Source organism: Actinoplanes sp. NPDC051343 (assembly GCF_044455125.1).
Lineage (GTDB): Bacteria > Actinomycetota > Actinomycetes > Mycobacteriales > Micromonosporaceae > Actinoplanes.
This window is the reverse complement of record NZ_JBITEL010000013.1, coordinates 162,886-181,715: the sequence shown is the minus strand read 5'-3', so window position 1 is coordinate 181,715 and position 18,830 is coordinate 162,886. Positions and strand designations below refer to the sequence as shown.

The 18,830-nt window shown below is 71.0% G+C and carries 23 protein-coding genes; 9 read left to right on the top strand and 14 right to left on the bottom strand.

The window, feature by feature from the left end:
- Positions 1-16 precede the first annotated feature (16 nt).
- Positions 17-412, bottom strand: coding sequence for a hypothetical protein (locus ACIA5C_RS36305; RefSeq protein ID WP_396063237.1), 396 nt, complete (start codon positions 410-412; stop codon positions 17-19).
- Positions 413-464: 52 nt separating this feature from the next.
- Here ACIA5C_RS36305 and ACIA5C_RS36300 point away from each other — a divergent pair, with 52 nt between their 5' ends.
- Both ACIA5C_RS36300 and ACIA5C_RS36295 read left to right on the top strand, forming a co-directional pair.
- On the top strand, positions 465-1,412 hold the full coding sequence (locus tag ACIA5C_RS36300) for a diacylglycerol/lipid kinase family protein (RefSeq protein WP_396063235.1): 948 nt from the start codon (positions 465-467) through the stop codon (positions 1,410-1,412).
- A 414-nt stretch (positions 1,413-1,826) separates the two neighbouring features.
- Positions 1,827-2,081: a WhiB family transcriptional regulator gene (locus tag ACIA5C_RS36295; protein ID WP_364104384.1), complete on the top strand. Its 255-nt coding sequence runs from the start codon at positions 1,827-1,829 to the stop codon at positions 2,079-2,081.
- Positions 2,082-2,503: 422 nt separating this feature from the next.
- On the opposite strand, the gene ACIA5C_RS36290 is transcribed toward ACIA5C_RS36295, so the two are convergent.
- The 6 genes from ACIA5C_RS36290 to ACIA5C_RS36265 all read right to left on the bottom strand — a co-directional run bounded on the left by ACIA5C_RS36290 (position 2,504) and on the right by ACIA5C_RS36265 (position 8,709).
- Positions 2,504-3,241, bottom strand: coding sequence for a sirohydrochlorin chelatase (locus tag ACIA5C_RS36290; RefSeq protein WP_396063233.1), 738 nt, complete (start codon positions 3,239-3,241; stop codon positions 2,504-2,506).
- On the bottom strand, positions 3,223-3,960 hold the full coding sequence (locus ACIA5C_RS36285) for a phosphoadenylyl-sulfate reductase (RefSeq protein WP_396063231.1): 738 nt from the start codon (positions 3,958-3,960) through the stop codon (positions 3,223-3,225). The genes ACIA5C_RS36290 and ACIA5C_RS36285 overlap by 19 nt, the downstream gene beginning before the upstream one ends.
- On the bottom strand, positions 3,957-4,115 hold the full coding sequence (locus ACIA5C_RS36280) for a hypothetical protein (protein WP_396063229.1): 159 nt from the start codon (positions 4,113-4,115) through the stop codon (positions 3,957-3,959). Before ACIA5C_RS36280 ends, ACIA5C_RS36285 begins: the two co-directional genes overlap by 4 nt.
- Positions 4,112-5,806: a nitrite/sulfite reductase gene (locus ACIA5C_RS36275; RefSeq protein ID WP_396063227.1), complete on the bottom strand. Its 1,695-nt coding sequence runs from the start codon at positions 5,804-5,806 to the stop codon at positions 4,112-4,114. The genes ACIA5C_RS36280 and ACIA5C_RS36275 overlap by 4 nt, the downstream gene beginning before the upstream one ends.
- Before the next feature lie 302 nt (positions 5,807-6,108).
- The gene (locus ACIA5C_RS36270) at positions 6,109-7,662 is read right to left on the bottom strand and encodes a sensor histidine kinase (RefSeq protein ID WP_396063225.1); all 1,554 of its coding nucleotides are present in this window, start codon (positions 7,660-7,662) and stop codon (positions 6,109-6,111) included.
- 9 nt (positions 7,663-7,671) lie between these two features.
- A complete protein-coding gene (locus ACIA5C_RS36265; protein WP_396063223.1) occupies positions 7,672-8,709 on the bottom strand; it encodes an SIS domain-containing protein in 1,038 nt (345 codons plus the stop codon).
- A 164-nt stretch (positions 8,710-8,873) separates the two neighbouring features.
- On the opposite strand from ACIA5C_RS36265, the gene ACIA5C_RS36260 reads away from it, so the two are divergent.
- Positions 8,874-10,415, top strand: a complete 1,542-nt coding sequence (locus ACIA5C_RS36260; protein WP_396063221.1) for a tetratricopeptide repeat protein — start codon at positions 8,874-8,876, stop codon at positions 10,413-10,415.
- 3 nt (positions 10,416-10,418) lie between these two features.
- Here the strand turns inward: ACIA5C_RS36260 and ACIA5C_RS36255 are convergent, their stop codons facing one another.
- Positions 10,419-10,637, bottom strand: a complete 219-nt coding sequence (locus tag ACIA5C_RS36255) for a biotin/lipoyl-binding carrier protein (protein ID WP_396063219.1) — start codon at positions 10,635-10,637, stop codon at positions 10,419-10,421.
- Between the two features lie 108 nt (positions 10,638-10,745).
- Here ACIA5C_RS36255 and ACIA5C_RS36250 point away from each other — a divergent pair, with 108 nt between their 5' ends.
- Entirely contained in the window at positions 10,746-10,844 is a 99-nt protein-coding gene (locus tag ACIA5C_RS36250; protein ID WP_396063217.1) for a 50S ribosomal protein bL37, read from the top strand.
- A 129-nt stretch (positions 10,845-10,973) separates the two neighbouring features.
- Here the strand turns inward: ACIA5C_RS36250 and rsrA are convergent, their stop codons facing one another.
- The 5 genes from rsrA to ACIA5C_RS36225 form a co-directional block, all read right to left on the bottom strand.
- Positions 10,974-11,270 (bottom strand): mycothiol system anti-sigma-R factor, encoded by a 297-nt coding sequence (gene rsrA / locus ACIA5C_RS36245; protein WP_396063215.1) that lies wholly within the window; start codon positions 11,268-11,270, stop codon positions 10,974-10,976.
- A 4-nt stretch (positions 11,271-11,274) separates the two neighbouring features.
- Positions 11,275-12,075 (bottom strand): sigma-70 family RNA polymerase sigma factor, encoded by an 801-nt coding sequence (locus ACIA5C_RS36240; protein ID WP_396063213.1) that lies wholly within the window; start codon positions 12,073-12,075, stop codon positions 11,275-11,277.
- 71 nt (positions 12,076-12,146) lie between these two features.
- Positions 12,147-12,755, bottom strand: a complete 609-nt coding sequence (locus ACIA5C_RS36235) for an alpha/beta family hydrolase (RefSeq protein ID WP_396063211.1) — start codon at positions 12,753-12,755, stop codon at positions 12,147-12,149.
- 13 nt (positions 12,756-12,768) lie between these two features.
- Positions 12,769-13,164 (bottom strand): WhiB family transcriptional regulator, encoded by a 396-nt coding sequence (locus ACIA5C_RS36230; RefSeq protein WP_396063209.1) that lies wholly within the window; start codon positions 13,162-13,164, stop codon positions 12,769-12,771.
- A gap of 176 nt (positions 13,165-13,340) precedes the next feature.
- A complete protein-coding gene (locus tag ACIA5C_RS36225; protein WP_396063516.1) occupies positions 13,341-14,030 on the bottom strand; it encodes an SOS response-associated peptidase in 690 nt (229 codons plus the stop codon).
- 50 nt (positions 14,031-14,080) lie between these two features.
- Between ACIA5C_RS36225 and rsgA the strand changes: the two genes are divergently transcribed.
- From rsgA to ACIA5C_RS36200, 5 genes are all read left to right on the top strand, one after another.
- Positions 14,081-15,208 carry a ribosome small subunit-dependent GTPase A gene (rsgA, locus tag ACIA5C_RS36220; RefSeq protein WP_396063207.1) on the top strand — a complete coding sequence of 376 codons (1,128 nt, stop codon included), beginning with the start codon at positions 14,081-14,083 and terminating at the stop codon, positions 15,206-15,208.
- A gap of 26 nt (positions 15,209-15,234) precedes the next feature.
- Positions 15,235-16,029 carry a histidinol-phosphatase gene (gene hisN, locus ACIA5C_RS36215; RefSeq protein WP_396063205.1) on the top strand — a complete coding sequence of 265 codons (795 nt, stop codon included), beginning with the start codon at positions 15,235-15,237 and terminating at the stop codon, positions 16,027-16,029.
- A gap of 19 nt (positions 16,030-16,048) precedes the next feature.
- On the top strand, positions 16,049-16,945 hold the full coding sequence (locus ACIA5C_RS36210) for a hypothetical protein (RefSeq protein ID WP_396063203.1): 897 nt from the start codon (positions 16,049-16,051) through the stop codon (positions 16,943-16,945).
- 261 nt (positions 16,946-17,206) lie between these two features.
- Positions 17,207-17,962: an STAS domain-containing protein gene (locus ACIA5C_RS36205; RefSeq protein WP_396063201.1), complete on the top strand. Its 756-nt coding sequence runs from the start codon at positions 17,207-17,209 to the stop codon at positions 17,960-17,962.
- Positions 17,963-17,971: 9 nt separating this feature from the next.
- Positions 17,972-18,133: a hypothetical protein gene (locus ACIA5C_RS36200; RefSeq protein ID WP_396063199.1), complete on the top strand. Its 162-nt coding sequence runs from the start codon at positions 17,972-17,974 to the stop codon at positions 18,131-18,133.
- A 42-nt stretch (positions 18,134-18,175) separates the two neighbouring features.
- On the opposite strand, the gene ACIA5C_RS36195 is transcribed toward ACIA5C_RS36200, so the two are convergent.
- Positions 18,176-18,808: a response regulator gene (locus ACIA5C_RS36195; RefSeq protein ID WP_396063514.1), complete on the bottom strand. Its 633-nt coding sequence runs from the start codon at positions 18,806-18,808 to the stop codon at positions 18,176-18,178.
- Between the last annotated feature and the right edge of the window lie 22 nt (positions 18,809-18,830).

The window sequence follows — 18,830 nt, the reverse complement described above, 5'->3', positions numbered from 1 at the left end:
GTCAACAGGGTAGGCCTTAATCGACCCCGAGGGCTCTGGTACTTGAAGGAAGAACGATCAGCAGCCCGGTCAATACGCCCAGCACCATCATCAGGACGCCCAGCCACAGCGGATGCACCTGGATCAGGAAGCCGCCGGCCGCGATGACGAACAGCTGGACGACGATGGCCGGTCCGCGGGCACCTGACCGGAGCCGCCCGAGCGCCCGGGCCACGAAGAAGACGGAGACCGAGGCGAGCGCGGTCAGCACGGTGAGCGCCGCCGCCACCCCGATCTGCACGTCGCCGCTGGTCAGATCGAGGACCAGCAGGTAGATCGTGAGCCCGGCCAGCCCGGCGCACTGCAGGTAGAGCAGCCGCACCGCCCACAACAGCGTCGCGGGTTTGTCAACGACTGACTTCTCACCGGTCACCGCTGCACCTTACCGACAGACCTGAGACGCCCAGCCGGGTACAGTGCCGCCCATGCGAGCGTTACTGGTGGTTAACCCCAGAGCCACCACCACCAGCGAGCGCAGCCGTGACGTGCTGGTCCGGGCCCTGCGCTCCGCGGTCGATCTGACGGTGGAATACACCACCCGGCGCGGCCATGCGGCGAGTCTCGCGCGCGCGGCGGCGGAGAGCGGCGTCGATGTGGTGGTGACTCTGGGCGGCGACGGCACGGTCAACGAGGCGGTCAACGGGCTGATGACCGCGCCGACCGCGCTGGCACCCCTGCCCGGGCCGCGATCGCAGCGGCTGCCCGCGCTCGCCGTGGTGCCGGGCGGCTCGACCAACGTCTTCGCCCGCGCGCTCGGCCTGCCCCGCGACTGGGCCGACGGCACCAGCGTGATTCTGGACGGGCTACGCGACGGCCGGCACCGGGTGATCGGGCTGGGCCGGGCCGACGATCGCTACTTCACTTTCGCCGCCGGGGTCGGGCTCGACGCCGCCGTCGTGCGCCGGGTCGAGCAGGCCCGGCTCCGCGGCCGCACGTCGACCCCCGCGCTCTATTTCCGCTCGATCGCCGGCCATTTCCTCACCGGCGACGACCGCAAGACGCCGCCCCTGTCGATCGAGCGGCCGGGCGAGCCCGCGGAGGCCGAGCTGGGCACGGTCATCGTGCAGAACACCGCGCCCTGGACCTATCTCGGCGACCGTGCGATCAACCCCAGCCCGCTGGCCTCCTTCGACCGCGGCCTCGACGTGCTGGCGCTGCGCAAGCTCGCGATGATCAACACCAGCCGCACGATGGCCCAGCTGGCCGCCGGCCGCACCCCGCAGGGCAAGCAGATCCTGCAGTTGCACGATCAGCCCGAGTTCACCGTGGTGGCCAGCCGGCCGCAGGCGTTCCAGCTCGACGGCGACTACCTCGGAGAGCGACAGAAGGTGCACTTTGTGTCCGTCCCCGAAGCGCTGCGTGTGATCTGCTGATTACGGGGTAGATGGTTTCAGTCGTCGCTCACGATCCGTTACAGAAAGACGGGCAAAAGGGCGGCGAAGGGACCGAGACCGTACTACATTGATGGGTGCGTTCGTCGACCGGCTCTGGTTACCCACTCAGATCCGGACAAAGGGGTCGTGACCCAGCTCACCCGCCCGGAGAAACTTCCGGCGCTACCCTTGACATCGCGAGAGTTCGTGAAAGCATTCACAAGCGATAAGAAGTAACCCGTTGCTGCTTGCGCGCGTTCCTAAAACAGAAGCGCCGAACAGCATCGGAGCAACATAAAAAGCTTGCTACGCACCGGCGAGCCGGCGGGCCCTCCCCGCCCGGCCACCACGCGCATGCATAGGTAAACAGCACCGCAATTCATTACCCCATCCGAAACAAGGAGTGTTGCCGCCATGGACTGGCGCCACGATGCGATCTGCCGCGACGAGGACCCGGAGCTGTTCTTCCCGATCGGGACGTCCGGCCCCGCGCTCCTGCAGGTCGAGCAGGCCAAGGCCGTGTGCCGGCGGTGCCCCGTGACCTCCGATTGCCTCGCGTGGGCACTCGAGTCCGGGCAGGACGCCGGCGTATGGGGCGGGATGAGCGAAGACGAACGGCGCGCCGTGAAGCGTCGTGGCGGCCTCCGGGTCGGCGCTCCTACCGCCTGAATCAATCCCCTCACAGTATTTGCGCCCCGGGCCGATCGGCACCGGGGCGTCTTGCTGTTTCGACACGATTACCCAGCGCTCCGATTCCGGTCCGCGCGAATACGATCACGTTCGGTGCTTCCCGTTTCCCGAAATGATCTCGAAATCGCGCTCGCCGAACCATTAGTCCCCAATCCCTCACCCTCCGCAGTGGATCGCCGCTCCGGTATACGACCGTCGATTGCGCGATAACTCTCCGCAACTGCCGCCGAGGGCCGAGCGGGGTGCCGTCGGTCAAGCGGCTGCGGGGGCGCGGCGGATCCGCGCGGTGGCGGTGGCGGCGCAGCCGAACGTGGCAGTGAGCGTCGTGGCGAGCAGAAGCAGTGACATGGCGGTGCTGGACGATGCGGGCGGCCGGTTCGCCGGCCGGGCTGACGCCGCGATCAGGCAGCCGGCGCCAGCGGGTGGCGAACGGCCGCCTCGACGCGGGCGGCCACCAGCCGTACCAGGTCGGGCGCGTCGCCCAGCGGCGGAGCGACGGCGACCGCCCCCGCCGAGCGCGCTGAGCGCGCCGCGTTGTCGTAGAGCAGCCCCGGCGCCAGGAAGTAGGCGGCCATGCCCACCCGGCGAGCCCCCGCAGCCCTCAGACGCTCCACAGCCTCCCCCGCGGTGGGCGGGGCGGCCGAGGCATAGGCCACGGTGCAGGGGAGGCGCAAACGGGCGCTCAGGGCGTTTGCCGCGTCTTCCACGGTTGAGCGGGCGGCCGCGTCCCGGGTGCCGGCCGCCGCGAGCACGACGGCGTCCAGTTCCGCGGCGGGCAGGCGGCGCACGAGCGCCTCGACCAGACGGGGAGCGACCACCGGCGAGGGGCCGAGAACCTCGGCCAGCGACACCGACACCGGAAGCGCACCGGCCGAGGCCAGCACGGCCGGAATGTCGACCCGACCGTGATAGGCCGACGTCAACAGCAACGGCACCACGACCGCATCCCGCACCGGCAGCGACTCCAGCGCCTCGATCGGCCGCGGACCGGCGTGGTCGAGGTACGCCGCCCGGACGGCCCACGACGGATGCGCCCGCCCGACCGCCCGCGCCAGCGCTGACGTGGCGACGGCCGCCCGCGGGTCGCGGCTGCCGTGCGCCACCAGCACTACGCCGAGGTTCAGACGTGCAGGCCGCATTCGGTCTTCTCGAACATCGCCCAGCGACCGGCGCGCGGGTCCTCGCCGGCCTTGGTGCGCCGGGTGCACGGCCAGCAGCCGATCGAACCGTAGCCCTTCTTGAACAGTTCGTTGACCGGCACGTTCCAGCGCGAGACGTACCGGTCGACGTCCGCCTGCGTCCACGCCGCGATCGGGTTGACCTTGACCTTGCCCTTCTTGGCGTCGTAGGTCACCACCGGCGTGTTGGCGCGGGTCGGGGACTCGTCGCGGCGCAGGCCGGTGGCCCATGCGTCGTAGTCGACCAGGGCGCGCTCGAGCGGCTCGACCTTGCGCATGAAGCAGCACTCGTCGGGGCTGCGGGCGAACAGCCGGGGGCCGTACTCGCCGTCCTGCTGGCCGACCGTCATCCGCGGGCGGATCGATCGGACGTTGACGTTCATGGTGGCGGCGACCGTGTCGCGCACCTTCAGGGTCTCCGGGAAGTGCAGGCCGGTGTCGAGGAAGACCACGTCGACGCCGGGCGAGACGCGCGAGAAGAGGTGGGCGACGACGGCGTCGGCCATGGAACTGGTCACGCAGAAGCGCGCGCCGAAGGTGTCGGTCGCCCATTTGGCGATCTCTTCGGCCGGAGCACCTTCCAGGGCCGCGGCGGCATCGCGCGCGAGCTTTTCAAAAACCGGGGCGGCCGGAGCACCTAGGGAAACCAGTCCCAGGTTGGCGGCGGTCACGATAGTCATCGGTTCACTCCCTCGGACAGCAACCCGTTGAACTTGACCGTGAAAACTCGGGCGCAGGAGTGGCACTCCCAGGCCCCGTGCGATGCGTCGTTGGGGTAGAGGTCCTCTTCCCCGCAGTAGGGGCAGTAGAGCGGCGTGGACCGGGCGTCACTCATTTCAGTAGCTCTTCGTCGGCCCGCAGCACCCAGGTCGCGAACGTCTCGTCCCGCGACGACCGTCCGTCCAGGTAGTGCCGGGCGAGGCGCTCGACGTACCCCGGAAGCTCTTCCGCGGTGGCCTTGAGCCCGCGCAGCTTGCGTCCGAAGCCGGCGGTCTGGCCCTGGGCCATGCCCAGGCCCCCGCCGAGGTGTACCTGGAAGCCTTCGACCTGCTCGCCATGAGCATTCATGACCAGCTGGCCTTTGAGCCCGATGTCGGCGACCTGTGTGCGGGCGCAGGCGTTGGGGCAGCCGTTGAGGTGGATCGAGATGTCGGCGTCGAAGTCGCGCATGCGTTCTTCGAGCCGGGCCACCAGTTCCTCGCCGCGGGCCTTGGTCTCGACGATGGCGAGCTTGCAGTATTCGATGCCGGTGCAGGCCATGGTGCCGCGTCGCCAGGCCGAGGGCCGGGCTTCCAGCCCGATGCCGCGGAGAGCTTCGACGAACGGCTCGACGCGAGCGTCCTCGACATCAAGGACCAGGAGCTTCTGGTACGGCGTGAGCCGCACCCGCTGCGACCCCACCGACTCGACGAGGTCCGCCAGTTGGCCCAGCTGCGTCCCGCTCGTACGCCCGACGATCGGCGCCGCGCCGACGTAGTTGCGGCCGTCGGTCTGCTTGTGCACCCCGATGTGGTCGATCGGCTTGGACGGCAGGTCGGGCGCCGGACCGTCGATCATGGCCCGTCCGAGGTATTCCTTCTCGAGCACCTCGCGGAACTTGGCCACGCCCCAGTCGGCGAGCAGGAACTTCAGCCGGGCGCGGTTGCGCAGGCGCCGGTAGCCGTAGTCGCGGAAGATCCCGACGACGCCTTCCCAGACCTCGGGGATCTCGTCCAGGGGCACCCACACGCCGAGCCGCTCGGCCAGCCGCGGGTTGGTCGACAGGCCGCCGCCGACCCAGAGGTCGAAGCCGGGGCCGTGGGTGGGGTGCACGACGCCGATGAGCGCGATGTCGTTCGCCTCGTACGGCACGTCAGCCAGCCAGGCGATCGAGGTCTTGAACTTGCGCGGCAGGTTGGAGTAGCGCGGGTCGCCGATGTAGCGCTTGAGGATCTCGTGCATGGCCGGGGTCGGGTCGATCACCTCGTCCGGCGAGACCCCGGCGACCGGGCTGCCGAGCACGACGCGGGGGCAGTCACCGCACGCTTCGGTGGTCTGCAGGCCGACCGCCTCGAGCCGGCGCCAGATCTCCGGCACGTCTTCGACCCGGATCCAGTGCAGCTGGATGTTCTGCCGGTCGGTGATGTCGGCCGAGTCGCGGCCGAACTCGCGGGAGATGTCGGCGATGACTCGCAGCTGGGCCAGGCTGAGCTCGCCGCCGTCGACGCGGACCCGCAGCATGAAGTATTCGTCTTCGAGCTCGTGCGGCTCGAGGATCGCGGTGCGGCCGCCGTCGATGCCCGCGCGCCGCTGGGTGTAGAGCCCCCACCAGCGGAAACGGCCACGCAGGTCGGCCGGGTCGATCGAGGCGAACCCGCCGTGGGCGTAGATGTTCTCGATGCGCGAGCGGACGTTGAGGGGGTTGTCGTCCTTTTTGCTGCGCTCGTTGGGGTTGAGCGGCTCGCGGTGTCCGAGCGCCCACTGGCCTTCGCCGCGCGCCTTGCGGGGGCGAGCGGCCGGCGTTGCTGGAGTGCTGCTGGGCGCCATAACGGCGGTCCTCCGGGTTTCGTGGGCGCGTTCCGACGCTCACGGCTTCTGGGAGGCTCGTGACTTCAATGTCAGGAGAGGCCGGCGCGTCATCCGCGCCCGAAAAGGAATCGGGCGTCGTCAGGAAGCCGGACACATGGCGCTGCGGACACGGCCGTAGTCGACGTGGCGACGGGCCACGAAGCGGCGGTCAACTGCAGCGGTCATGCGGCCAGCCTCTCACGCGATGCCCTTCTAGGCCAGTGCGGTCCAGATTCCGGGAGTGTGCTAGCCGTCACCACCGGTTCACAACCGCGCAACAACTAGCGCTTGCCGAGCGGCACCACGAGCACCGCCTCGGTGCCGCCGCCCGCCCGGTTGCGCAGCTCGATGGTGCCGCGGAGCTCACCGGTGGCCAGCGCCCGCACGATCTGCAGACCGAGCCGGCCGTTCGAGTCGGCCACGAAGCCCTCGGGCAGCCCCTGCCCGTTGTCGGCCACCGTGACGTGCAGCTGCTTGCGGAACCGGTGCGCCGAGACGACGACCTCGCCGACCTCGGCCCGCGGGGCGTCCAGGGAAACCGAATCCTCGTCGTCGGGGGCGGGGAAGCCGTGCTCGACCGCGTTGATCAGCAGCTCGTTGAGCACCATCACCAGCGAGGTGGCGATCTCGGCCGGCAACACCCCGAAAGTGCCCTCGCGCCGCATCTTCACGGTGAAGTTGGTCGCCGCGACCTCGGTGGCCGCCGAGGCGACACGGTCGACGATGCCGTCGAACTCGACCGCCTCCTCGTTCGACATCGAGAGCGTCTCGTGCACCAGCGCGATCGAGGCGACCCGGCGCACCGACTCCTGCAGCGCCATCCGCGCCTCGGGCAGGTCGACCCGGCGGGCCTGCAGGCGCAGCAGGGCGGCCACGGTCTGCAGGTTGTTCTTGACCCGGTGGTGGATCTCGCGGATCGTCGCGTCCTTCGTCATCAGGGCGCGGTCGCGCCGGCGTACCTCGGTGACGTCGCGCACCAGCACCAGCGCACCGATCGGCACGCCGGCCGGCATCAGCGGCAGCGCCCGGGTCAGCACGGTCGCGCCACGGGCGTCGACCTCCTGCCGGGGCGGCGATTCGCCGCGGAGCGAGGCCAGGATGCGCTCGGCCGCGTCGGTGCCCTCCAGCGGGTCGGCGGCCAGCCGGCTGGTCAGCCCGGACAGCTCCTCGCCGACCAGGTGGGCGTTGAACCCGAGCCGGCGGTAGGCCGACTGGGCGTTCGGACTCGCGTACGTCACCTTGCCGCTGCCGTCGAGCCGGATCAGCCCGTCGCCGACCCGCGGCGCCGAGGTGGTCTCGCCCGGGTGCCGGGGCGGCGGGAACGTGCCGTCGGCGACCATCTGCGCCAGGTCGTCGGCGGTCGTGAGGTAGTTGAGCTCGAGCTGGCTCGGGGTGCGCGCGGTGGACAGGTTGGTGTCCCGACCGATCACCGCGATCACCTCGGTCGGGCACTCGTCGCGGTCGGTCTCGTCGCGCAGCCGCACCGGGATCGCCTCGTGCCGGGCCGGGGTGTCGCCGTACCAGACCGGGTCGCCCTCCCGCCAGATGCGCTCCTGGGTGAAGGCGATGTCGAGGTGGGCCACCTCCGGCCCGCCGACGATCTTGCCGACCTGGTCGTCCTGGTAGGCCGTCGGTGCGGTCGTCGGCCGCACCTGGGCCACGCACAGGAACCGCCGCGGCTGCCCGTCCTCGCCCCGCACCGGCACCCACATCAGCAGGTCGGCGAAGGAGAGGTCGGACAGCAGTTGCCAGTCACCGGCCAGGCGGTGCAGGTGGTCGATGTCGGCTTCGCCGAGGCCGGTGTGCTCCTCGACGAGATCGCGCAGGGTAGACACCCCACCAGACTAGAGAGTGGTCGTCACCTTCTTGAGGCCTCGCGGCGCGTCGGGGTCCTCGCCGCGGGCCAGCGCCAGGGCGAGGGCGAGCCGCTGGAGCGGCAGAATGTCGAGCAGCGGGCCGTACCGCTCGTCGACGCCGGGCACCGCGAGCCGCCCGGACGCGCCCGGTACGTCGGTGGCGCCGATCGTGACCACGTCGGCCCGGCGCTCGGTGCCGAGACGGTCGACCACGTCGCGCATCGACCGGCCGCCCGGGCCGTCGCCGACCACGGCGAGCACCGGCACGTCGGGGTCGGTCATGGCCAGCGGGCCGTGCAGCAGGTCGGCCCCGCTGAACGAGAGCGCCGGCAGGTACGACGTCTCCATCAGCTTCAGCGCCGTCTCCCGCGCGGTCGGGTACGCGTACCCCCGCCCGGTCGTGACCATCCGGGAGGCGAACCGGTACCGCTGGGCCAGGTCGTCGGCCGACGTGTCGCGCAGCGTGTCCTCGGCCAGCTGGGGCAGCTTGTCGAGCGCGGCCCGCTCGTCGGCCGGCAGCTGCCCGTCGCCCGCGCGCACACCCTCGATCAGCATCAGCAGCGCGAGCAGCTCGGCCGTGTACGTCTTGGTGGCCGCGACCGCCCGCTCGTGCCCGGCCGCCACGTCGATCGACAGCTCGGCCGCCCGGGCCAGGGGTGACGACGGGTTGTTGGTCACCGCGAGGGTGAGCCCGCCCTGTTCGCGTGCCACCTGGAGGACCCCGGTGAGGTCCGGCGAGCCGCCGCTCTGGCTGACCCCGATGACGAGCGTGCCGGTGAAGTCGGGCCGGGCGCCGTAGAGCGTGATCGCGCTCGGTGAGGCGCTGGCCACCGGCAGCCCGAGCCGGATCTCGCTGAGGTAGGCGCCGTAGAGGGCGGCGTGATCGGAGGTGCCGCGCGCCACGAACATGACGTTGCGCGGCTTCCGGCGAGCGACCTCGGCCGCCACCTCGGCGATCGCGGTGCTGCCGGCGGGGGCGAGCAGCCGGGCGAATCCGCCCGGTTGTTCCGCGATGTCCGCCGCCATTCCCTGACCTCGCTGCGTCACGTCTTCCTCCCGAGTTGACCTGTTGTCCGCGCAATCCGTGCGCAGTCTTGCAAGAAACAGTTTATAGAAGCAAGGTTTCGCGCACTATTGCGCATCCCTACGGTACTGACAGAAGTGGTCTTTTTCCCCTACTGTTCTCCCTCGTGGAAGCACGCCGTGCCGCCGACCGCGCTCTTGAGCAGGCCAGATCAGCCCTGCTCAGCGGAGAGCTGCAGCATGCCGCAGATCACCTGGCCGGAGCACTCGCCCACGCACCCACCCTGCCCGAAACCCACGAGCTGCTCAGCCGTCTCGCCGCACAGGCCGACGGTGGCCTCGAGCTCTTCCCGCTCGCCCAGCACTCGTCGGTCGGCCGGCTGGTCGCCCGCGCCCACCTGCTCGCCGCCGCCGGCCGCCCGGAGGACGGCCTGCCCCTGCTCGCCGCGGCCAGCGGGCACTCGCCGGCCGCCGACTGGGCCGGCGTGCCGTGGGTCGGCGAGCCCGCCCTCGGCGTCCGCATCGAGCCGGGCGTGCTGGTCCACGTCGTGATGCGCCTGTGCACCTCGGTCGGCGACCCGGCCCCCGCGCCCGTGATCGCCGCCTTGCAGCCCTACCTCACCGTGGTCCGCCACGCGATCGCCGCCCACCCCGAGCACGCGATGCTGCTCGGCGCCGGCTCCGCCCTGGCCCGCCGGTTGGGCGAGAGCGCGCTCGCCGTCGACTGGGCGTCCCGCGGCGCGCGAGCCCGGCCGACCAAGCTGGCCGAGATCTGGCTGGGCTACGCGTTCCGCAGCGCCGGTCGGCTGCCCGAGGCGCTCGCCGCCCTGCGCCGGGCGGTCGCGCACGACCCGGACGACCTCTCGGTCTACGCCGACATCGCGGGCACCCTGGCCGACCACGGCCGCCTCGACGACGCGCTGGCCTGGGTCGACCGTGCCCTGGCCCGCGACCCCGGCTACGACTGCGTGGTGCACACCGGCGCCCGCCTGCGGTTCAAGTCCGACGGCGACATCACCCACCTGGTCGAACTGGCCGACTTCATCCGCGACCACCCCGACGAGTCGCACGAGCACACCGACCTCGCCGACTGCTGCCGCGACATCCCCTGGCTCGGCGGAGCGCCCGCGGCGGCGCCCCTGCCGAAAGGCACCGTCACCCCGGCCACGGCCGGGGATCCGACCCCCGACGCCGTACGCCGTCTGCGTCGCGTCGCCACGCTGAGCTGGGGTCATCCGCCGGCGGCCTACGACGCGGCCGTGCACCTCATGCTGCTCAAGCCCCTCGACCTGCTGTCGCTGCTGGCACAACCCCCAGCCGACGTGGCGGCGGCCGAGATCTGGGCCTGCCTGGGCCTGCTGCACCACGGCGTGGAGGAGCCCTGGCTCGACTCGACACGCCGCCGGCTGCTGCTCGACCTGCTCGCGGGCGGCCTCGATCGGGTGACCGAGGCCGCGCTCTTCGCCCTGATCGTCTCGGCCTGGATCGACCCGTCGGCCCGCGACGACGTGGCCACGGTGGTGCGGGCCCGGCTGTCCGAGGTCGCGTCCCGGCCCGGCGCGCGCTCGGTCGCCGAACTGGCGCTGGCCACCCCCGGCCTCGACGCCGAGACCCGCGCGACCGCGCTGGCGATGACCAGGGTGCCGGCCATCCCGCGCCAGCGGGGCCGCACCCGGACGCGGCTGCTCCTGCGCTGGCGGAGAGGCTGAAAACTAGCCGTCGATGACGGCGATCAGGTCGCCCTCCTGGACGACGTCGCCCTCGTTGACCGCCAGCTGCGAGACCGTGCCGTCGCTCTCGGCCACCACCGGGATCTCCATCTTCATCGACTCCAGGATCACCAGGGTGTCGCCCTCGGCCACGGTGTCGCCGGTCGACGCCACGACCTTCCAGACATTGGCCACCATCTCGGCCCGGATCTCGTCGGACATCCCGGACGCCTCCTTGAGTCGCGGTCACGCACGTCGGTCGACGCCATCAAATCATGGATCCGTCGCGGGCGACCCGCGCCCGGCCGTCTACCATCGGCGTTCGGAAACGTGCCAGGAACAGGAGCCCACGACATGGCGAAGAAGTCGCGCAAGAAGAAGGCCCGCAAGAAGAACGCCGCCAACCACGGCAAGCGCCCCAACAGCTGAGCTAACTGGCTTCGCTGTCGCTCGCTAGGCGTTGCGCCCCTGGAGGCTGAACGCGACCTTGGTTGCGCAGCGAAAAAGCCCCGGTCACCCGAGAAGGGTGGCCGGGGCTTCGTCGTGAGAAGGCAGAGGTCAGGGGAGGTACTCGCGGGTTTCGACCTGCACCTCTAGCTGGTCGAGCTTGACGCGCAGGCGCTCGCGCAGCTCGACCGGCGCGGTCTCGTCGCCGCAGCAGCGGGCGACCAGCGCCTTCACCTCGTGCTCGATGCCGTACTCACCCAGGCAGCCGGAGCAGTCGTCCAGGTGCTTCTTGATCAGCGCTCGCCGCTCCTCGCTGCACTCCAGGTCGAGGTAGAGGTAGACCTCACTGAGCACCACGCTGCAATCGGTGTCGTGCTCGTGTTCAGGTTCGTCGCCGTTGGTTCCCACTTTTTCAGGCCTCCTGCGGTTCCGACGCGGTGCGGGTGATCCCGCGGTCGGCGGCGTACTGCTCGAGCATGTTGCGAAGGTTGCGCCGCCCCCGGTGCAGGCGCGACATGACAGTGCCGATAGGCGTGCCCATGATGTCGGCGATCTCCTTGTAGGAGAAGCCCTCGACATCGGCGAGGTAGACGGCCAGGCGGAAGTCCTCCGGCAAGGACTGCAGGGCTTCCTTGATGTCGCTGTCGGGAAGCCGGTCGAGCGCTTCGGTCTCGGCCGAACGCAGGCCGACCGACGTGTGCGACTCCGACGAGGCCAGCTGCCAGTCGGTGATCTCCTCGGTGGGCGCCTGGACGGGCTGCCGCTGCTTCTTACGGTACGAGTTGATGTACGTGTTCGTCAGGATGCGGTAGAGCCACGCCTTGAGGTTCGTACCCTCCTCGAACTGGTGAAAAGCGGAGTACGCCTTCAGGAACGTCTCCTGCACCAGATCTTCGGCATCGGCCGGGTTGCGCGTCATGCGCAGGCCCGCCGCATACAACTGATCCACGAACGGCAACGCGTCGCGCTCGAAACGCGCTCGGCGTTCCTCCGTCCGTTCTGTCTGGGCCACCCTGTGTTCTCCCCTCGACCGACCCGCCGAGGATACGGGTAGTGCCCCTCCTGCTGCGTCGAAAACCGCGGGTGTGCTGACACTCACCGATGTGATGGTGGGTCCGGGCTGCACCGCGGGCCACTCGGGGGCGCTCAACAGGTCACGCACCCGGGTCACCTTCCGGCCGTCGCGTTCGACGCTCTCGGTTCCGGCGCGCACCACACCAACCCCTTCCCAGGGACAAAAACTCTCCGGGTGGTGTAACCGAGAAGGCGCAAGTTGCATTCCGATCAGGTGGCCCAGTCGTGCCTCCGCAGCCACTCCACCGCGAGCGCGGCCGTACCTTTCACGTCTTTCCGCAGGTCGTGCGCGGCGCCGGGCCGGACAGCCACGTCCCGCAGCGGCCCGGGCGCGGGCACGCCGAAGGGATCACGGTCACCGTTGAGGACCAGCGTGGGCCGGTCGTCGGGCAACTCGCCGGCCCGGCTCTTCTCCGGCTTGCCCGGCGGGTGCAGCGGAAAAGCCAGGCAGAGAACCCCCGCGGCGCCGAGGGCGGCCGCGGTGCGGCAGGCGACCCGGGCTCCGCTCGACCGCCCTCCGACGATCAAAGGCCGATCGCGTACGCCGAGAGCCGCGACGATCGCCATCCACGCCTCGTCCAGCTGAGCGGCCGGGGCGGGGGCCTTGCGGCCGGCCACGCGGTAGGGCTGGGTCGCGAGCACGACGCGTACGCCGGAAGCCGTCGCCGCATCTCGCAGAGCGAGGATGTCGGGGGCGTCCACGCCCCCGCCCGCGCCGTGACCGACGACCAGCACGCTGACGGCGGGGCCGGCGGGATCCGTCACCCGGATCCACGCCGGCCCGCGCGGTGTCGCTATCTCCTGATCAGAGCTGTCCACAGCCCCTATGTAATCAGCGCGTCAGTGGCATCAGTGTCAGCAGACGGCGTTCTTCCTCGTCCGAGTCGTCGTCGACCGCCTCGCCGTTCGGCTTGACGCGTTCGCGCCAGGCCACCAGCATCGCGCGGCGTTCGCGGGGCGTCGTGCCGCCCCAGACCCCGTGACAGTCGCCCACCTGCAACGCCCAGGCCAGGCACGGCCCCTTGACGTCGCAGGTGCCGCAGAGCGCGACCGCGCCCTCGGACGGCTCGTTGGGAGCCGGGAAGAATGTCTCCGGGTCGACGCTGCGGCAGGCGCCGCGGGTCCGCCAGGCTTCGTCGCTCCGGCGTTCCTCGATTGCTGCTAGCAGACGCGAGTCCGAGCGCGCGATGGCTACCTCATGTGGACGCGGCATGCGAGCACGTGTCATCAGCCCACCTCCCCCGTGGGACCGGTGTTGCGCGTGGTAGCCGTCCGCACCGTGCAGGACCGGCACCACTCCGGCGCTGGTTTCTATCGCACGGTACAAGATCAGAACAAGGGGCTTATCAATCTAGAAATAAAGTTGGTTGTTCAGAAGCCCACATAGTTAGACAAACGTCACCATTAGAAAAGGGTCGTCTCGGAAACCTTTTCGATCGGCGGATCGAGCAGGTGCGGGCCGTTGTTGCGGACGTTGCCGACATCGGGACGGACCGCTCGCACATCGATCGCGTCGAGCCCGGTCGCGCCCATCGGGCGCAACTGCTCGGCCGGGTCGCCGCCGCCGGCCAGCCAGCCCGCCCATCGCTCGCGGGGCAGGATCAGCGGCATGCGGTCGTGCACCCGGGCCAGCCCACCGGCCGCCGCCGTGGTGATGATGGTGCAGGTCAGGACCGACTCGGGGCCCCAGGCCGACCAGAGCCCGGCGAAGGCGAGCGGGGCGCCGTCGAGCGGGGTCATGTAGAAGGCCTGCCGCTGCTTGCCGTCGCGCACCCACTCGAACCAGCCGTCGGCCGGGACCAGGCAGCGGCGCCGGGCGAACGACTTCGCGAACGCGGGCGAGGTGGCGACGGTCTCGGCGCGCGCGTTGATCATGCGGGCGCCGGCGCGCAGATCTTTCGCCCACGGTGGCACCAGGCCCCAGCGCGCGGAGTCGACCACCCGGGCGGCGTAACTTTCCGAAATTCGGATCACCGGGACCGGGTCGGTGGGCGCGACGTTCCAGCTCGGCCCCGGGGTCTCGGCGACGCTCACGGCATCGAACAGGAGACTGAGGTCGGCATCGTTTCGCGTCGTCGCGTACCGGCCGCACATGGTGGGCAACGGTACGCCCTGCCGGGCGATCCCGTGGGGCAGCACGTAGCGTGTACCAGGGACAGACGAGAAGCGAGGAGCGGGCGCTGCCAGGTCGCAAGCGGGAGTACGACGAGGACGACGTACGGATCCGGCCGGGCCGTTCGTCGCGCCCACGCACCCGGACCCGGCCCAGGCACGACGACGCCGTGGAAGCACTGGTGATCACGGTCGACCGCGGGCGGTACGGCTGCGTGTTCGCCGACGCCACCGCCGACAGCCCGGTGACCATCGCGATGCGGGCCCGCGAGCTCGGCCGCAAGTCGGTCGTGGTGGGTGACCGGGTCGCCCTGGTCGGTGACGTCTCGGGGGCCGACGGCGCGCTGGCCCGCATCGTGCGGATCGCCGAGCGCACGTCGGTGCTGCGCCGCACGGCCGACGACGACGACACCACACCCGAGGGCCGGCTCGAACGGGTGGTGGTCGCCAACGCCGACCAGCTGGTGATCGTGAGCGCGCTGGCCGACCCGCCGCCGCGCACCGGCTTCATCGACCGGTGCCTGGTCGCCGCGTACGACGCCGGCATCGAGCCGCTGCTCTGCCTGACCAAGGCCGACCTGGCCGGTCCCGAGACGGTGCTCGGCTACTACGCCGAGCTCGACCTGCCGTACGTGTTGATCCGGCCCGGCAGCGACCTCGCCGAGCTGCGCAAACGTCTCGCCGGCCAGATCTCGGTGCTCGTCGGGCACTCCGGGGTCGGCAAGTCCACCCTGGTCAACCGCCTGGTGCCGGACGCGCTACGGGCGGTCGGGGTGGTGAGCGCGATCGGCAAGGGACGACACACCTCGACCAGTGCGGTCGCCCTGCGGCTGCCCCCGGTCGGCCGTTCCCGCAAGGACCCGGGCTGGATCATCGACACGCCCGGCATCCGCAGCTTCGGACTGGCCCACGTGAGCGCCGAGAGCCTGCTGCACGGCTTCCCCGACCTGGTCGAGGGCACGCTCGAAGATCGGCCCAACTGCGGGCACGCCGCCGGCGACGTCGACTGCCGCCTCGACGCGTGGGTCGCCGAGGGCAACGCCGACCCGCGCCGCCTCGCGTCCTACCGCCGCCTGCTGGCCTCCCGCGCCGGCGATCTGGACCACCACGGCCACACCGAGGACGGCGACGAACTGGTGGCCCCGCCGCCACCTTCCTGACACCACCGATCAGCTAGCGTGCGGGCATGGCTGGCTATTCGGACGATCTCGCCCTTGCTCATCTGCTCGCCGACACGGCCGACTCGATCTCGATGGCCCGCTTCCGCGCCGGCGATCTGAAGGTCGAGTCCAAGCCCGACCTCACCCCGGTCTCCGACGCCGACACGGCGGTCGAGCAGGCGATACGCGCGACGCTCGCGCGGGCCCGGCCGCGCGACTCGGTGCTCGGCGAGGAGTTCGGGCGGTCCGAGGCGGCGGCCGGTCCGGGCAGCCGGCACTGGGTGATCGACCCGATCGACGGCACGAAGAACTTCGTCCGCGGGGTGCCGATCTGGGGCACGCTGATCGCCCTGCTCGAGGGCGACACCCCGGTCGCCGGGCTGGTCTCCGCGCCCGCGCTCGGCCGGCGGTGGTGGGGCGCGAGCGGGCTCGGGGCGTATGCCGGCAAGCATCAGCATGCGGCGAGCCGCATCGGGGTCTCCGGGGTGCGTCGGCTCGCCGACGCCAGCTTCTGCTATTCGAGCCTGAGCGGGTGGGCCGAGATCGGGAAGACGCAGGCGGTGGTCGATCTCTCGCTGGCCGCGTGGCGCAGCCGGGGCTACGGCGACTTCTACGGCTACATGCTGCTCGCCGAGGGTGCGCTCGACGTGATGATCGAGGCCGAGTTGTCACTGTGGGACGTGGCCGCGCTGATTCCGATCATCCAGGAGGCGGGCGGAAAGATCACCGACCTCGGCGGGCGACCGGCCGGTGACAAGACGTCGTCGATCGCGACCAACGGCCTACTCCACGAGACGGTCTTGACCGCGCTCTCCCGCTGACAGGTCTATCGTGCGTTCCGTGGTGTCATCCGGCTGGTTCTCTCTCGCCGCCATGATCATGGCGTACAGGGTTGCCAACCTGCTTCAGTCCCGGGCGGCGACCCGCACGACGATGCACCACACGTTCGATCCCGGCCTGCTGCTGCGCCTGGCCGGCCAGCGTTGCTATCTGGCCGGCATCGGCTGCCAGACGCTCGGGTTCGTCTTCGCGTTCCTGGCCCGGCGCGACCTTCCGCTGTTCCTGGTGCAGGCCAGCGTCGCGGCCGGGCTCGGTGTCACCGCGCTGCTCGGCGTAATCGTGCTGAAGTGGAGCCTGCCGGCCGCCGAGCTGGTGCTGCTGGCGCTTCTGCTCGCCGGCATCGGCGCCCTCGTGCTGTCGGCTCAACCGGCGCATTCACGCCGGGTCGGGGCTGGGATGGTGGTCGCGCTCGCCGTGTCGGTCCTGGTCATCGCCGGGCTGGGCTATTTTTCCGTACGCCTGCGCGGCGCTCTCGGCTCGGTCGTGCTCGGCTCGCTGGCCGGCATCGACTTCTCGGCTGCCGCGATCGCCGCCCGGCCGCTGACCAACACGCACACCGTGACCGGCTTCCTCACCAACCCGCTGCTCTACCTGGTGCTGGTGCACTCGCTGGTCGGCCAGCTGCTGCTCGGCCTGGCCATGCAGCGCGGCTCGACGACCGCCGCGGTCGCCGCGATGGACGCCGCCGGCGCGGTGCCGGCCGCGATCGTTGGCCTGGTGGTGCTCGGCGACCGCATCGAGCCGGGGCTCGGCTGGCTGGCCGCGCTCGGCTTCGTCGTCACGCTCGGTGCGGTGATCGGCCTGACGCGGTACGCGGAGCCGCAGCACCACCACGCGACCCTGCCCGCCGCCCGGCGGCCCGACCCACGCCTGCGCACCGCGACGACCGGCCGCTGAGGCGGTCTGACGTTCCCGCGCATGGGAATGCCCGTTCGGGGTACATCCAGGCAATGCTCATCATGCGCTTATGTCCCGATTAGCGCAGTCGGTGACGTGAGGTAGCCCTCAGGGTCTGTCCCGCGGATCACCAGGGCTGCGGCGTGGCCCCGTCGGCTCCTTGATGTCTTCGCTCCCGCGTGATCCACGGGACAGGCCCAGGCCCGGCTTCCGCCTCGCCGAAATGCGAACGGGGGACGCGTTATGCACAATGGAGCGATCATGCCTAGCGAGGTACGGCACCGTGTCGCCACCGACCAGGCATTTCCGCTGGTCCAGCTGGCCGGGGTGCTCGACCGGGAGACCGCGCCCGAGATGCGGTCGGCGCTGCTCGACGTCCTCGCCGGGCAGCCCGAGGCGGTCGTCGTCGACGTCACCGACCTCAGTCTGGCCGACCCCGCAGCCGTCGGTGCGCTGCGCGATCTGCGCGAGGAGACCGCCGACTGGCCGGCCGCCCGGCTCGCGCTGGCCGACCAGCATGAACCCGACCGCTGGCGGAGCACCGGCTGGCCGGTCTGGCCGAGCACCTCGGAGGCGTTCGGCGCACTCGGCCGGCCCTATCACGACCACCGGCTGGCCCTGACCCTTCAGCCGGCGGTGGGTGCCGCCCGCCGCTCACGCGAGACGATCACCGAGGCGTGCGAGCGCTGGGAGCGGTCCGAGCTGGCCGGGTCGGCCTGCATCGTGGTCACCGAAATGGTCAACAACGTGGTCGCCCACGCCCGGACCCCCATGGTCGTGCTTCTGGCGGCACGCAGCGAAGGCCTGGCTGTGGCGGTGCGGGACGAGTCGGCGGTGGTGCCCTCGTTCACCGGGGCGCCCGCGCCGACCGCGTACGGCGGACGGGGCATGCTGCTGATCGACTCGGTGGCGACCCGCTGGGGCAGCCTGCCGCTGGCGCACGGCAAGGTCGTGTGGGCGCTGCTCGGCGCGGGCAAGGACGCCGAAGACGCGATGGCCGCCCCAAATACGAGGTAATTTCCGGTCATGGACGATGGCGCTCCGCACGCGTTCGACGCGGATGTGTGGGGAGCCAGCCCGAGCTGGGAGCCGGAGGCCGAGCGCTCGGCCTACGAAGACGACCTCGACAACGACGAACTGGTGCCGCTGGCCCACTCGGTCGTCACCGCCGAAGCGGGCCTCGATTAGCGTCCGTGCCGCCGCAGCCCCACGTGATCGGGTGGGCCGACCCTAGTCGCCGAGGCCCTGCTCGATCGCGTAGCGGGTGAGCTCGACCCGGTTGTGCAACTGGAGCTTGCCGAGCGTGTTCTGCACGTGGTTTTGCACCGTGCGGTGGCTGAGCACCAGACGCTCGGCGATCTGCCGGTAGGACAAGCCCTTGGCGACCAGCCGCAGCACCTCGGTCTCGCGCTCGGTCAGCTTCGGGGCGATCGCGTCCGGCCCGGACGGCTCGACCGCCAACCGGCGGAACTCCCCCAGCACCAGCCCGGCCAGGCCGGAGGTGAAGACGGTGTCGCCGGCCGCGGTGCGGGCCACCGCGTCGAGGAATTCGGTGAGGCCGGCCGACTTGAGCAGGTAGCCGGTCGCGCCCGCCTTCATCGCGTCGAGCACGTCGCGCTGCTCGCCGCTGGCCGAAAGCATCAGGATGCGGACCTCGCCGAGCGCCTCGCGCAGCCCGTTGATCACCTCGACGCCGGAGACGTCGGGCAGCTGGAGGTCGAGCACGACCACGTCGGGTCGGGCGGCCGCGGCGATCCGGACGGCCTGCCGGCCCTCGCCGGTGCTGGCGACCACGTCGTAGCCGGCCGCGGCCAGGTCACGGCTCACGCCCTCACGCCACATCGGGTGGTCGTCGACCACCATCACCCGCATCGGTGTCGTCACG

Coding starts and splice junctions, on each gene's coding strand:
- ACIA5C_RS36300 (WP_396063235.1), top strand. CDS start 465: ATGCGAGCGTTACTGGTGGTTAACCCCAGAGCCACCACCACCAGCGAG.
- ACIA5C_RS36295 (WP_364104384.1), top strand. CDS start 1,827: ATGGACTGGCGCCACGATGCGATCTGCCGCGACGAGGACCCGGAGCTG.
- ACIA5C_RS36290 (WP_396063233.1), bottom strand. CDS start 3,241: ATGCGGCCTGCACGTCTGAACCTCGGCGTAGTGCTGGTGGCGCACGGC.
- ACIA5C_RS36285 (WP_396063231.1), bottom strand. CDS start 3,960: ATGACTATCGTGACCGCCGCCAACCTGGGACTGGTTTCCCTAGGTGCT.
- ACIA5C_RS36280 (WP_396063229.1), bottom strand. CDS start 4,115: ATGAGTGACGCCCGGTCCACGCCGCTCTACTGCCCCTACTGCGGGGAA.
- ACIA5C_RS36275 (WP_396063227.1), bottom strand. CDS start 5,806: ATGGCGCCCAGCAGCACTCCAGCAACGCCGGCCGCTCGCCCCCGCAAG.
- ACIA5C_RS36265 (WP_396063223.1), bottom strand. CDS start 8,709: ATGGCGGCGGACATCGCGGAACAACCGGGCGGATTCGCCCGGCTGCTC.
- ACIA5C_RS36255 (WP_396063219.1), bottom strand. CDS start 10,637: ATGTCCGACGAGATCCGGGCCGAGATGGTGGCCAATGTCTGGAAGGTC.
- ACIA5C_RS36230 (WP_396063209.1), bottom strand. CDS start 13,164: ATGACACGTGCTCGCATGCCGCGTCCACATGAGGTAGCCATCGCGCGC.
- ACIA5C_RS36225 (WP_396063516.1), bottom strand. CDS start 14,030: ATGTGCGGCCGGTACGCGACGACGCGAAACGATGCCGACCTCAGTCTC.
- hisN (WP_396063205.1), top strand. CDS start 15,235: ATGGCTGGCTATTCGGACGATCTCGCCCTTGCTCATCTGCTCGCCGAC.
- ACIA5C_RS36205 (WP_396063201.1), top strand. CDS start 17,207: ATGCCTAGCGAGGTACGGCACCGTGTCGCCACCGACCAGGCATTTCCG.
- ACIA5C_RS36200 (WP_396063199.1), top strand. CDS start 17,972: ATGGACGATGGCGCTCCGCACGCGTTCGACGCGGATGTGTGGGGAGCC.
- ACIA5C_RS36195 (WP_396063514.1), bottom strand. CDS start 18,808: ATGGTGGTCGACGACCACCCGATGTGGCGTGAGGGCGTGAGCCGTGAC.